General features: G+C 63.0%; 11 protein-coding genes and 2 pseudogenes. 6 read left to right on the top strand and 7 right to left on the bottom strand.

Annotated features, from left to right (window positions below; genetic code table 11):
* Positions 1-118: 118 nt before the first annotated feature.
* The 5 genes and pseudogenes from ACTG2O_RS15910 to ACTG2O_RS15890 all read left to right on the top strand — a co-directional run bounded on the left by ACTG2O_RS15910 (position 119) and on the right by ACTG2O_RS15890 (position 4,963).
* Entirely contained in the window at positions 119-1,741 is a 1,623-nt protein-coding gene (locus ACTG2O_RS15910; protein WP_439976313.1) for an ABC transporter substrate-binding protein, read from the top strand.
* A complete protein-coding gene (locus ACTG2O_RS15905; RefSeq protein ID WP_208736286.1) occupies positions 1,726-2,736 on the top strand; it encodes an ABC transporter permease in 1,011 nt (336 codons plus the stop codon). The genes ACTG2O_RS15910 and ACTG2O_RS15905 overlap by 16 nt, the downstream gene beginning before the upstream one ends.
* Complete coding sequence (locus ACTG2O_RS15900; protein WP_208736287.1) at positions 2,726-3,541, top strand: ABC transporter permease; 816 nt, start codon at positions 2,726-2,728, stop codon at positions 3,539-3,541. The genes ACTG2O_RS15905 and ACTG2O_RS15900 overlap by 11 nt, the downstream gene beginning before the upstream one ends.
* Positions 3,535-4,322 (top strand): annotated as a pseudogene (locus ACTG2O_RS15895) (ATP-binding cassette domain-containing protein). The gene ACTG2O_RS15900 and the pseudogene ACTG2O_RS15895 overlap by 7 nt, the downstream one beginning before the upstream one ends.
* Complete coding sequence (locus tag ACTG2O_RS15890; protein WP_439976312.1) at positions 4,322-4,963, top strand: ATP-binding cassette domain-containing protein; 642 nt, start codon at positions 4,322-4,324, stop codon at positions 4,961-4,963. The pseudogene ACTG2O_RS15895 and the gene ACTG2O_RS15890 overlap by 1 nt, the downstream one beginning before the upstream one ends.
* A gap of 355 nt (positions 4,964-5,318) precedes the next feature.
* Here ACTG2O_RS15890 and hypB read toward each other — a convergent pair.
* Positions 5,319-6,092 (bottom strand): annotated as a pseudogene (gene hypB / locus ACTG2O_RS15885) (hydrogenase nickel incorporation protein HypB); the annotation flags it as partial.
* Between hypB and ACTG2O_RS15880 the strand changes: the two are divergent.
* Complete coding sequence (locus ACTG2O_RS15880) at positions 6,006-6,434, top strand: hypothetical protein (protein ID WP_439976669.1); 429 nt, start codon at positions 6,006-6,008, stop codon at positions 6,432-6,434. The pseudogene hypB and the gene ACTG2O_RS15880 overlap by 87 nt on opposite strands.
* Here the strand turns inward: ACTG2O_RS15880 and hypA are convergent.
* The 6 genes from hypA to selB form a co-directional block, all read right to left on the bottom strand.
* Positions 6,412-6,753, bottom strand: coding sequence for a hydrogenase maturation nickel metallochaperone HypA (gene hypA, locus ACTG2O_RS15875; protein ID WP_439976311.1), 342 nt, complete (start codon positions 6,751-6,753; stop codon positions 6,412-6,414). The genes ACTG2O_RS15880 and hypA overlap by 23 nt on opposite strands.
* A 69-nt stretch (positions 6,754-6,822) precedes the next feature.
* Complete coding sequence (gene hypE / locus ACTG2O_RS15870) at positions 6,823-7,827, bottom strand: hydrogenase expression/formation protein HypE (RefSeq protein WP_439976310.1); 1,005 nt, start codon at positions 7,825-7,827, stop codon at positions 6,823-6,825.
* Entirely contained in the window at positions 7,824-8,936 is a 1,113-nt protein-coding gene (gene hypD / locus ACTG2O_RS15865) for a hydrogenase formation protein HypD (RefSeq protein WP_439976309.1), read from the bottom strand. Before hypD ends, hypE begins: the two co-directional genes overlap by 4 nt.
* A complete protein-coding gene (locus tag ACTG2O_RS15860; RefSeq protein WP_040065728.1) occupies positions 8,930-9,181 on the bottom strand; it encodes a HypC/HybG/HupF family hydrogenase formation chaperone in 252 nt (83 codons plus the stop codon). Before ACTG2O_RS15860 ends, hypD begins: the two co-directional genes overlap by 7 nt.
* A 5-nt stretch (positions 9,182-9,186) precedes the next feature.
* Positions 9,187-11,613, bottom strand: coding sequence for a carbamoyltransferase HypF (gene hypF / locus ACTG2O_RS15855; protein ID WP_439976308.1), 2,427 nt, complete (start codon positions 11,611-11,613; stop codon positions 9,187-9,189).
* Positions 11,610-13,505 (bottom strand): selenocysteine-specific translation elongation factor, encoded by a 1,896-nt coding sequence (gene selB / locus ACTG2O_RS15850; protein WP_439976307.1) that lies wholly within the window; start codon positions 13,503-13,505, stop codon positions 11,610-11,612. The genes hypF and selB overlap by 4 nt, the downstream gene beginning before the upstream one ends.

The raw sequence follows: 13,505 nt of genomic DNA, 5'->3' as shown, positions 1-13,505 counted from the left end.
CGCGAAATCAAGTTTAGAATAGGGGGCCATTTTGGCCCCTCACTCCCATGTTCAGACACGCATTGCGCCTCTTTTTTGAGTGATGATCCGTGAGTGGTACAAAACAAGAAGGATCCCCATGACTGTTTCTCGCAATTCCCTTCGCCATTACGCCAGATCCGGCGCTACCGCCCTGTTGACCCTGCTGCTGGGCACTGCCTCTCACGCGGTGCTGGCCGCCGCCCAACCTGTGCCTGCCGAGCTCAAGCTCGCCATCGGAGCCGAACCCACCGAAGGGTTTGACCCTCTGCTTGGCTGGAGTCACGGCAGCTACCTGCTGCTGCACAGCCCGCTGCTCAAACAGATTGCTGGCGATAGTGCCGATCTCAGTTGGCAGAATGTGCTCACCCAATCGGTGACCCCGAACAAGGATGGCAAAGGGTGGCTTATCACCCTCAAGCCTGACCTGAAATTCTCCAACGGCGCGCCGCTTACCGCCGAGGATGTGGCCTTTACCTACAACAGCGCAGCCCAGGGCGGCGGCAAGATCGACATGGGCAACTTTGTCTCGGCCAAGGTGCTCTCACCCACCGAAGTTGCCATCACCTTGAGTGCCCCCCAGAGCACCTTCGTCAACGTGCTGGGATCCTTGGGGATAGTGTCGAAGCAGGATTACGACGCAAAAGCGTACGCCCAAAAGCCGGTCGGTGCCGGCCCTTACCGGTTGGTGAGCTTCCTGCCCGGTCAACAGTTGGTGGTGGAGGCGAACCCCTATTACGCCGGCGGCAACAACGATTTCAAACGGCTGGTCTTTGTCTTTATCGATGAAGAGAGCGCCTATGCCGCTGCCCAGAGTAGCCAGCTTGATGTGGTGCGCATCGCCCCGTCGCTTGCGCCAACCGTGCCTGCTTCCCTCAAGCTCTGGGTGCGGCCGAGTGTAGAGAACCGCGGTATCGTCTTCCCCATTCCGCCTGCGGGCGGCAAGGATGCCAAGGGTTATCCCATCGGCAACGACGTGACCTCGGATGTGGCGGTGCGCCGCGCCATCAACTACGCCATCGACCGCAAGCTGCTGGCCGACCAGCTGCTGGAAGGACATGCCATCCCCGCCTACAGCGCGGTAGAAGGCCTGCCTTGGCTGAACAAGGCCACCGCCTTCAAGGATGGGGATGCGGCCCACGCCAATGCCCTGCTCGACGAGGCGGGCTGGAAGATGGGCAGTGACGGCATTCGCCACAAGGGCTCCCTGCGTGCCGCCGTTACCCTCTGGTACACCAGTGGCGACAGCACCCGCCGGGATTTGGCAGAAGCGGTGCGGGCCATGCTCAAACCCATCGGCCTCGAGGTGAGCCTCAAGTCCGGCAGCTGGGAGCAGGTGGAGCGGGAGATGCACGCCAATCCGGTGCTGATGGGGTGGGGGAGTCTGGATCCCATGGAGCTCTATCACCACTACCAGAGCGGCTCCGGTGGTGTAGAGTTCTACAACCCGGGCTACTACAGCAATCCTGTGGTGGATGGCCACCTCAAGCAGGCGCTGGATGCTCCGAACTGGCAGGCGGCCGTGCCGTTCTGGCAACAGGTGGAGTGGGATGGCAAAACGGGCGCCGGAGTGCAGGGAGATGCCGCCTGGGCCTGGCTGCTCAACGTGCAGCACACCTATCTGGCCAACCGCTGCATCGATCTTGGCAAGGGGGCGCCGGAAATTCACGGTAGCTGGTCCCTGCTCAACAACCTGCAGGATTGGCGGTGGACGTGCCGTTAAGTTCGCCTTTGAGTCATTCAGGTTATCTGTTGCTAAAAGCCCTGCTGCGTCTGGCAGGGCTGCTCTGTCTGGTCTCGGTCGCCACCTTTGTGCTGCTGAGTTACTCCCCCATCGACCCCATCAAGGCCTATATCGGCAACGATCTGCTCCATGTGCCGCCGGAGCAGTACGCCCGCATTGCCGCTCGCTGGGGGCTGGATCAACCGCTCTGGCTGCGCTACTGGCACTGGTTTACCCAGGTGCTGCAGGGGGATCTCGGTTACTCCATGCTCTACAACGCGCCTGTGGGTGAAGTCATAGGCCAGCGCTTTGCTGCCTCCTTCCTGCTGCTGGCGGGCGCCTGGCTGCTCTCCGGCTTTTTCGGGATTTTGCTGGGCCTCTGCGCCGGTCGCTATCTCAACCGCTTGCCCGATCGCCTGATTTGCCGTTTTGCCTATCTGCTCGCCTCCTTGCCCACCTTCTGGGTCGGCCTGTTGCTGCTCGCCCTGTTTGCGGTGCACTGGCCGCTACTGCCGGTCTGCTGCGCCTGGACGCCGGGACTGGCTGCCGATGAGGCGGATTGGGTCATGCGGTTGCGTCATCTGCTGCTGCCGGTGACCACGCTCGCCTTGCTCGGGCTGGGCAATATTGCCCTGCATACCCGGGCGCGGGTGGCCGAGGTGCTGGAGAGCGACTTTATTCGCTACGCCCGCGCTCAGGGCGATGGCGGCTGGCCCATGCTGCGTTTTCATGTGCTGCGCCACGCCCTGACCCCGGCGCTCTGCCTGCAGTTTGCCTCCCTTGGCGAGCTGATTGGCGGATCGCTCTTGGCCGAAAAGGTCTTCTCCTATCCGGGGCTCGGCCAGGCCACCGTGGATGCGGGGCTGCGGGGCGATATCCCCCTGCTGATGGGCATAGTGCTCTTCTGCACCCTGCTGGTCTTTATTGGCAACACTGTGGCCAGTGTGCTGTTGGCCCGCATCAATCGGGGCTGGGAGGGTGAGCATGCTGTTTAATCCGTTTCCCTCCATACTGCGGCTGGTTTTTGCTCTGCTCGGATTGGCGCTGCTGGCCACTTACGGCTGGAGCCTCTCTCATCAGGATGTGCCGATGGATCTGCTGGCCCGTCAGCAGCCCCCCTCGCTGGCCCACTGGTTCGGCACCGATCAGATGGGGCGGGATCTCTGGTTGCGGGCCTTTCAGGGCACCCTCACCAGTCTGGAGCTGGGCATCAGCACGGCACTCTGCAGTGGCCTGCTGGCCATGGTGGCGGCAAGCCTTTCGCTGGTTCATCCCAGATGTGATGCGGCGGTGCGAATGGTGATCGACGCTATGCTGGCGTTGCCCCATATGCTGCTGCTGATCCTTATCTGCTTTACCGTGGGGGGTGGTATGCGCGGGGTGATCCTGGCGGTGGCGCTCACCCACTGGCCCAAGCTGGCGCTCATTCTCTGCGCAGAAGCGCGGCGGATCGCCTGCAGCGACTATGTGGTGCTGGCCCGCTGTCAGGGGATGGGGGCGCTGCGTCGCTGGCGTACCCACCTGTTGCCGGGGCTGTTGCCCCAATGGTTTATCGGGACTTTGCTGATGTTTCCCCATGCGGTGCTGCACAGCGCGGCCTTGAGCTTTCTCGGCTTTGGGCTGGCGGCCCACGAGGCCTCGCTGGGCCTGCTGCTGGCCGATGCCCTGCGTTATCTGGCCGGCGGTGGCTGGTGGCTAGCCCTCTTCCCGGGACTGATGTTGCTGCTGCTGGTGTTGCTGTTTGATCAGGCTACCCGCGCCTTGCAACAGCTGTTGTGGCACAGGAGTGAACCATGCTGAGTTTTGACCATGTGACCATAGAGGCGGCCCACTACTCCTGGCTGGGGCGGCGCAGCTGGCAGCCTTTGCTGACCGATATCAGCCTGCAACTGGCGCCTGGGGAGATAGTGGCGCTGGTGGGGGGAGCGGCGAGGGCAAGAGCCTGCTGTTGCAAAGCGCTCTGACCCTGCTGCCGGACAACCTGAGGATGCGCGGCACCATCTCCCTCGATGGCGTGCCCCTGTGTGATGCCAGTAGGGCCGGTCTGCGCGGCCACACCCTCTGCTATGTGCCGCAGGGTGTAAGCGCCCTCAATCCGCTGCTGACGGTGGAGCGCCAGCTGGGCCGTGCGGCACGTCTCTGCGGCCAGAGCGGTTCTCGCGAGCGGCTCGGCGAGCAGCTGCTGCGCTACCAGCTGCCCGCGACCACCCTGGACAGGTACCCGCGCCAGCTCTCCGGCGGCATGGCCAAGCGCATTCTTGCCTGCACTGCGGCGCTCGGCGGTGCCCGCTACATTCTGGCAGACGAGATCACCGCCTGGCTCGACGAGGGGCTGGCCTGCCAGCTGCTCGGCCAGTTGCGTGAATTGGCCAATCATGGCAGCGGTATCCTCTGGGTGACCCACGATCTGGCGCTGGCGGCCCGCTTTGCCGATCGCATTGTGGCGCTGCATCAGGGGCAGGTGAGCGATACCTTGAGTTGCCACCATCTGCGCCAGGGGCAGGGGAGCGAGATGCTCCGCACCCACTGGCAGGCGCTGCCCGAGTTCAATGCGCTCTTCTCTGTGCCGGAGGTTTCCTGATGTTTGAAGTACGAAATCTCACTATCGCCCAGGGGGAACGTCCCCTCTGGCAGGGGTTATCGCTGACGGTGAAAGCGGGCGAGCGACTCGGTATCTCTGCGCCGAGTGGCCATGGCAAGACCACGCTGGGGCGGGTATTGGCGGGTTGGCAACCGGTTGGGGCTGGCGGGCGGATCCTGCTGGATGGGCAGCCTGTACCTGAACAGGTAAAAGGTTATAACCCTATCCAGCTGGTGCCCCAGCACCCGGAACTCACCTTCAATCCCTATCGCACCACCGGGCAGGCGTTGTGGGATGTATGGCGCCCCGATGAGGCCATGCTTGCCCGCTTTATGGTCAAACTTGAGTGGCTCGGCCGTAAACCCGGTCAACTCTCCGGCGGCGAGCTGGCCCGCATCGCGTTGCTGCGCGCCCTCGATCCCCGTACCCGTCTGCTGATTGCCGATGAGGTGACCGCCCAGCTGGATCCGCAAATCCAGCGCCAGCTCTGGCGGGAGTTGATGATTGAGTGCGAGCAGCGCGGGCTTGGCATGGTGATCTTCAGCCACCAGCAGGCGCTGTTGCGTCAGATCTGTCATCGGGTGCTGCGCTTTGGTGAGCCGCCTGCGGAGCAGGAGGCGATGGCCCGTAGCGTGGCCTGAGGATTGGCTTCCACCTCATCCCCAGCCCTTCTCCCGCAAGGGGAGAAGGGAGCAGAAGGTGCCATTTCGCCAGGCTCGGGGTTTAGGGTTTGGAGAACCTTGGGGTTTGAAAATATGGCTGGTTGTTATGCTCGAAGCCCCCTGAGGGGTTTGAGGGCATCGTATAGCCGCGGCATCCACAAACCGATTCCCTCACCCTGGGGAGAGGGCCAAGGTGAGGGGGCGCGAGTATGAAACGTTGGCCATTCTGTATACAGAGAGAATCGTTGGCAAAGCGCGCAGATAAAAGAGAGGGAGGCATCAGCCTCCCTCTTTTGTTTTCTACCGTTATCAGCGGCATTTAACCGGTTCTGGTTCAGGCCGTGGCCAGCCAGTTAAGCCAGGCATCCATCCCTTCGCCTGTGGTGGCGCTGACCTGGATCACCTGAATATAGGGGTTGACCCGTTTGGCGTTCTCGATGCAGCGGGCCACGTCAAAGCTGACGTAGGGCAGCAGATCGATCTTGTTGATCACCATCAGCTGGGCGGCGGCAAACATGTCCGGGTATTTCAGCGGCTTCTCTTCCCCCTCGGTGACGGAGAGGATCGCCACCTTGTACTTCTCGCCGAGATCGAAGCTGGCGGGGCAGACCAGATTACCCACGTTCTCGATAAAGAGGATGCCCCCTTGATTGGCGGGCAGCTGGTGGCAGGCGTCGTGAACCATTTTGGCGTCCAGATGGCAGCCCTTGCCGGTGTTGATCTGCACGGCAGGGACGCCGGTGGCACGAATGCGATCCGCATCGGCGCTGGTCTGCTGATCCCCTTCGATCACCGCGCAGGGGCGTTTTTCGGCTAGCAGGCGCAGGGTTTCGCACAGCAAAGTGGTTTTGCCTGACCCCGGACTAGAGACCAGACTGAGCACCAGCTGGTCGGCGGTTGTGAAGTGCTCGCGGTTGTGGGCGGCCAGCGCATTGTTCTTGGCCAGCACATCCATCTCGATGGCGATCAGCTGGCGCTGCCCCATGCCGGGCACCGACAGTCCCGCTTCCCCTTTGCCGTAGTGCAGATCACCCTGCTGGTGGTCATGGTCATGGTCATGGTCATGGCTGTGATCATGGGGATGCGCGTGGGAATGGCCGTGGTCATGAGAGTGGGCATGATCATGATGATGGTGGTGGGGGTGATCATGATGGTGCTCATAGGGCTGATCATGCCCCTCATGGCTTATGGGAGCCCGTACCCCGTGGTAGTGGTGATGGACATCCCCCTGATGGTGGTAGTGGTGGTGAATGATCAGGGTGCGCGGTGCACTCTGCTCGTGATCATGATGGTGATGGGCGTTATGAGCATGATGATGGTCGTGTTCATGACCATGTTCATGGTGATGTTCATGCTCGTGATGATGCTCATGATCGTGCTCATGGCCGGCGATTCGCGCCTGGCCGCATCCGCATATGCTACACATATCAACTTACCTCGATGTCGGTGATGCGCAGGCTATCACCCTGCGCGACTCGTAATTTGTATCCGCCACACTCGGGGCAGGCCTGCCCGCGCTCGGTGAGGGTGACCGTCTGGTTGCAGTCGTAACACCAAGCCTCTGCCGCTTGGCGCTGAAAGTGCAGCTGGGCCCCTTCGACGGCGGTGCCCTTGGCGGCCGCCTCGAAACAGAAGGCAATGGTGTCCGGGTCGACGCAGGAGAAGCTGCCGACCTCGAGCCAGAGGGCGGTCACCCTGGTAAAGCCCCGCTGGGTGGCCTGTTCGGCTGCCAGATCGATAGCGGCCATGGCCAGAGACATTTCGTGCATGGTGGCTCCTTAACCGATATGGGGAGGAGTAGTGACTCCTCCCTGTAAATGACGGAACGGCATGGCTGCTCAACAGATCCGCGGCAGCAGCTCACCTTGCGGCAGCTCCAGATAACGGCGGCTGCCCCAGGGGTTGTTGAGGATCACCTTGTGGCGATCGCTCGCCTGCACCACGCCGATTTGGCTGGCGGCGGGGTTGAATTGCCGCAAGATGCCCAGTGCGTCCTGCGCCTGCTCGGCAGGCAGGGCCAGCACCATGGTTCCCTCGTTGGCGAGATCATGGGGCTCGAAACCGTAGAGCTCGCAGAGGCCCCGCACCGGATCGCACACCGGAATGGCGGACTCCTCCAGCTCGATGGCAACACCGGAGGCGCTGCTCCACTCGTTGAGCACGGCGGCAAGGCCACCGCGGGTGGCGTCGCGCAGGGCGTGAGGGGTAATGCCAGCCTGCAGCAGCGCTTCGACCTGCGGCCAGAGGGTGGTGCAGTCGCTCTTGAGATCGGATCCTAGTTGCAGGGCGTCACGGGCCATCAGGATGCAGGCGCCGTGGCTGCCGATATCCCGCGACACCAGAATGGCGTCACCGGCCTTGAGGTTGCGTACCGAGATGCCCCGGCTCTGTTCAGGCCGCGGGAAGGTACCGACCCCGCTGGTGTTGATAAAGATCTTGTCGGCCGCCCCCTTGGGCACCACCTTGGTGTCGCCGCAGACGATGCGGGCGCCGCTCTTGGCAAGCTCGGCCGCCATCGACTCGACGATGCGGGCGAGATCGGCGTAGGGGAACCCCTCCTCGATGATAAAGCTGCAGCTCAGATACTCGGGCTTGGCCCCCATCATGGCGAGATCGTTGACCGTACCGGCGATGGCCAGCTTGCCGATATCCCCCCCCTCGAAGAAGAGCGGCGAGACGGTAAAGCTGTCGGTGGTGAAGGCTACGGGGCCGTTTACCGGCAGCAGGGCAGCATCTTCACCGCGCAGCAGGATCTCGTTGCCAAAGTGGCGAAAGAAGAGCTGATTGATCAGCTGGTTCATTTCTACACCGCCGCCGCCGTGGCTTAACTGAATTTCTCTCATTGGATCCCCATATATCGGTAGTAGGCATTGCAGGCCCCTTCGGAGCTGACCATGCAGCTGCCCATGGGCTGGGTCGGGGTGCAGCCCCGGCCAAAGACTTTGCACTGGTTCGGTTTGGCCAGGCCGCGCAGGATATCGGCGCACTGGCACGCCTTGTGGTCATCGATGGGAGTCTGATTGAGCGCGAAGTGGCGCTCCGCATCACGTTTGGCAAAGGCATCGCGCAGGCGCAGGGCGGAGGCGTTGATATCGCCGAGGCCTCGCCAGCGAAAGTGCTCGCGGGTCTCGAAAAAGCGCTCGACCAGCCGCTGGGCGGCTTTATTGCCGCTGGCGGTGACGGCGCGGCTGTATTGCACCTCCAGCGCGTAGCGACCCTCCACCTTCTGGCGCACCATCATCAAGAGTGCCTCCATCACATCCACCGGCTCGAAGCCACTCACCACCACCGGTACCTGATAACGATCGACGATGGGCAGGTAGATATCGGCGCCGGTGATGACGCTGACGTGGGAGGGGCCGATAAAGGCGTTCACCTTGGCCACCCCGTCAGCCATCACCGCATGAATGGCGGGGGGCACCAGCACATGGTTGATATGAAACAGCAGGTTCTCAATCCCCTCAGCTTCAGCGGCAGCCAAGAGTGCCGCTGTCATCGGGGTGGAGGTCTCAAAACCGATGGCGAAGAAGACCACGGTTTTCTCCGGATGCTCTTTGGCGATACGCAGGGCATCGAGGGGGTCATAGACCGGGCGGATATCGCTCCCCTTGGCCCGTTGCTGGGCCAGCGTGCCCCTGGATCCCGGCACCCGGATCATGTCCCCCAGGGTGACCAGAATGACGCTGGGCTGGCTCGCCAGCTCGATGGCCTGATCGATGCGCTCTTTGGGCATGATGCAGACCGGGCAACCGGGGCCGTGGACAAACTCGATGCTGGCCGGCAGCAACTGGTGCAGGCCGTACTTCATGATGGTGTGGGTATGGCCGCCACACACCTCCATCACCCGCAGCGGCTCGGGGAGATCTTTGGCGAGTTCATTAATTTGGGCGGCGAGGGCGCGGATCACCTCGGGCTGGCGAAAGCCCTGAAACAGATCATTCAAGGTCAGCATGGCAAGATATCCTGCTTGGGCATCAGGGCCACCATCTGGCGGAAGCTCTCGAGGCTGGCCTGCGCCTCCTCTTCGTCAATCTTGCTCATCACAAAGCCGATATGGAGCAGCACATAGTCGCCCACCTGGAGAGGCTCTTCGAGCAGCATGCAGCTGACGCGCCGCTGCACCCCAAGGGTGTCGACGGTGACGCAGTTATCTTCGGGGTGCAGTTGCACCACCTGAGAGGGGATGGATAGACACATGAATTTCAGGACTCCGACAAGGTGGCACAACCGGCTGTGGCAGGCTGGTGCGTGGCAAGATGGTGGATGGCAAACCAGAGCTGACCGGCGGCGATGCCACCGTCATTGAGCGGCAGGGTTTCGCTGGTCAATACCTGCCGACCGGCGGCTTCGAGCGCGGGCACCAGCTGATCCATCAGCACCCGGTTTTGAAAGACGCCGCCCCCGAGTACCACCGGATAGCCGGGGAAGCGCTCGGCCAGAGCGATGACCAGAGCGCTGATGGCGCGGATAAAACCGGCGGCCAGGCTGGCGGTGGAGGTGCCTTGGCGCCGCTCGCTGACAAGGGTATTGATGAGCTCGGCCCACTCGATATGCAGTGGCCCCTCTGCTGATTGGCTGAGATCAAAGGCGAGGGGGAAGGGCTGTTCATCGGGGGTCAGCTGCAAGGCAGCCGCCTCTAGCAAGAGTCCCGCTTCGCCCTCGTAATCCGGGGTGTCGATCACCCCCAAGAGCGCTGCCACCACATCGAACAGCCGCCCGATGGAACTGGTGTAGGGGGCGTTGCGACCCAACTGCCAGAGCTGGTGCAGATTGCTGATCCGTTCAGCTGGCAACTTGTTGATCAGCGGAATATCGAGGGCGCGGATCTCCTCAGGACTGTGCGATTCAAACAGCAGCCCCAGCAGCTGGCGCACCGGCTCGCGGATCGCCGCTTCGCCGCCGATCAGCTTGAAGGGGGCAAGGTGGGCAACCCGCTCAAATCCCTGAACGTCTGCGATCAGCAGCTCGCCGCCCCAGAGGGTGCCGTCATCGCCAAGGCCGGTACCATCGAAGGCAACCCCCAGCACCGGGCCCGTGATGTTGTGCTCGGCCATCACCCCCAGCAGGTGGGCGTGATGGTGCTGCACCTCGAGGTGGGTCACCCCCTGATTGCGGCAATAGCCCTTGGCCCACTGATGGCTGAGGTAGCCCGGGTGGCGATCCGACACCAGCAGTTCTGGCTTGAGATCGTAGAGGTCGCGAAAGGTCGCCAGGGTCTGCTCAAAGTGCTCCTGCATCGGCAGGCTATGCAGATCGCCGATATAGGGGCTGTAGATGCGCTGGCGGCTGAAGGCAAGCGCCAGCTGGTTCTTCTGCTGCGCCCCGACCGCCAAGAGCGGTACCTTGACCGCCTCTTGCAGGCTGGGGGTGCAGGGGGCATAGCCCCGGGCGAGGCGCAACGTCTGGCGTCGCCCGCCTGCCCACTGCACCAGACTGTCGTCGCAGGGGTGCAGGATGGGGCGATTGTGATCCAGGATGCCGTCAATCTCACTGCCGAGCTCCCTGACCACCACCTCGGATTCGATAAGGATTGGGCTGCCGCGACCATTGGCGCTGGTGGCCACCAGCGGCATGGCGCACGCGTCCAGCAGCAGCTGATGGAGCGGGGTATAGGGGAGCATGACCCCAAGGTAGGGGATGCCGGGGGCGATCCCCTCGGCCAGCGGCGCGGTTGTCAGTAGGGATTCTGAGTGCCGATCATCGTTAATGCGCTTGCGCAGCAAGGTGATGGGTCTGGCCTGAGAGGCGAGCAGCTTCCACTCTGCCTCGCAGCCGGTGACATGCAGTTTGGCCTCGGCAAGGGAGCCCATCATCACCGCCAGCGGCTTGCGCGCGCGCCGTTTGAGCGTTCGCAATCTGGCCACACTCCGTTCATTGCGGGCATCGCATATCAGGTGATAACCCCCCATCCCCTTGACCGCAATCAGGGCTCCCGCTTGCAGGGCGCGGGCGGCTTCGAGCAGGGCATCCTCGCGCTCGGCCAGGGCATCGCCGCGACCGCTGCGCCAGGTCAGATGCGGCCCGCACTCGGGGCAGCTCACCGGCTGGGCGTGGTAGCGTCTGTCCAGCGGGTTTTCATAGGCCGCCGCGCAGCGCGGACACATTGCAAAGCCGGCCATGGCGGTGTGGGGGCGGTCGTAGGGGAGGCGGCGGATAATGGTGTAGCGCGGACCGCAGTGGGTGCAGTTGGTAAAGGGGTAGTGGTGGTGGCGATCTTTGGGGTTGGCCACATCGTTGGCGCACGCCTCGCACATCCCCTGATCCGGCGAGATGGCGACCGTGGCGGCGCTCTGCTGCTGGCTGGCTTTGATATGAAAGGCGCCGTTGTAGTCGGGATCATGAGCGAAGGGCAGTTCCCGTTCGCTGAAATGATCGATACGGCTCAGCGGTGGTGCCAGTTCCCGCAGTTCGCGGGCAAAGCTGGCCAGTTGCTCGGGGGAACCCTCGGCACCTATGGTGACGCCATTGGCATCGTTCAAGACATAACCGGCAAGGCCGTGGCGCAGTGCCAGTCCATAGACGAAGGGGCGAAAGCCGACCCCCTGCACGATACCGTCGATATGAAATTCGCGGCGCAGCCTGTTGGTCACAGGATTGGCAGAGCCAGAGGGGGCAATGGTGGCGCTCATGCCGGCTCCATCTCATCTTGAGTGGCTGGCAAACGCAGCACCCGGCGCTCGTTCTCCTCGCGCCGCACCCAGCCATCCATCTCCATGCGCAGGCAGAACGGAATGGCGTATTTGCGCGACAAGCCGGTGATCTCCTTGAAGGATGCCATGTCGATCAGATCTCCCACCTGATGGCCCGCCAGCACGGCGGCGACCATCTGGTTGTAAAGGGCGGCGTCGTAGTAGATGGGGCCATCGAGCTGCACCAGATACTTGAGTCGCGCCAGGTTGCGAAGCTGCTTTTGCAGGGCACCTTTTTGCTGCAAGGCCTGCTGCAAGGCCTGCTGCAGGGCCGCGGGCAGCTTGCGGGTGATAAAGGGATCCAGCGCCACGCCGCCGGGGCCCAGTTTACCGGGCTCGTACCCCTCCTTGCCTTGATCTCGCACCACCTTGAGCACCAGCTGTGCCTCTTCTCCCAGATCATCTTCCGACTCGCCGCTGCCCGGCTGCCACTTGTCATGGTGCAGGCGGATTAGCTGCTCGCTCTTGAGCTGCTGGAGCAGGGCTTGCATGACCGGCAGGGCGATACCAAAGCGGGTCGTGAGCTCCGCAGCGCTGAGCGGTTCGCTGGCCAGGGTGGCCAGCAACTGGTCGCGGCGCTGGGCCAGCCAGCAGCTATCCAGTAGCCAGTCACCGAGAGGGGTGACCTGTTCGGGCCGCTGGTCAAAGCGGCTGGCCAGCACATAGCCATTGAGCCCCAGCTGCAGGGTGGCCGGGTTGTAGTGATCGAGCTCATCTGGCAGCTCGCCCAGCAGGGCGTGCAGCGCCTTGCGTCTGGCGGGATGGATGTCGCCGCACCAGACGATGCGGGCGCCGTGCAGCAGTTCGCTGCTGCCGTGGCGAATGATGGCGAGTGGCTGGCCGAAGAAGCAGGGGATGGGGCTGGCAAAGATCAGCCGCGCAAGCCGGGTCTCTTTTATCGGTACAAAGCGCGCACGGCCATGCCAGCTGCCAAGGGCCACCTCGATCTCCTGCGTGCGTAGCGCCTTGTCGCTCAGGCTCTCGGCGTTGAGTCGCACGATAAGGTGGGTCGCCGCCTCGCACTGGCCGACAGTGCTGGTGAGGCAGTGACCGCGGGCCACCTCCTTGTGGGGCACTTTTTTCAGGCCCACCGCCACCCGGCAGACGGCGCCGATCTCGTCGACGCTCTGGTGATAGGCCTGCAGGGAGCGCACCTGCACCTCCCGATCGGCGGGGTAGAGGCGCAGCTTGTCCCCCACTTTGAGACTGCCCTGTTGCAGGGTGCCGGTGAGCACAGTGCCGGTACCATTGGCGGTAAAGACTCTGTCTACATACAGTCGCGGGGAGGCCTGTTCGCGGGGAGCATGATGCTCAGCCATATCTCCCAGCTGGCAGACGATGGCGGTGTGCAGGGCAGTCATATTCTCGCCGGTTTTGGCGCTGACGCTGACGATATCGGGCACCATGCCGCTCTCGTCCATCACCCGTTCCAGCAGACTCTCTTCAAGCAGTAAAAGCTCGTCGGGGGAGACCAGATCGCACTTGTTGATGCAGACCAAGAGGCGCGGCACCCCCATCGCCTTGAGCAGGCGCAGGTGATCGCCGGTCATCGGCATCCACCCCTCGTCGGCGGCAATCACCAGCAGCACCAGATCCAGACTCCAGAGCCCCGCCACCATGTTGCGGATATAGCGCTCGTGGCCGGGCACGTCGATGACGCCTAAGGTGTTGCCCTGACTGTCGTCGAAGTGGGCAAAGCCGAGATCCTGGGTCATGCCGATGGCCTGCTCGTGGGCGCGGGCGGTGGTGATGCCGGTGAGGGCCTTGATCAACAGGGTTTTACCGTGATCCACGTGGCCGGCAAGACCGATAACGGCGCGATAGGGGGTCAT

This window comes from Aeromonas sp. 61P, from assembly GCF_051919545.1.
Lineage (GTDB): Bacteria > Pseudomonadota > Gammaproteobacteria > Enterobacterales > Aeromonadaceae > Aeromonas > Aeromonas veronii.
The sequence above is the reverse complement of the archived record's forward strand: the minus strand, read 5'-3'. Positions and strand labels throughout refer to the sequence as shown.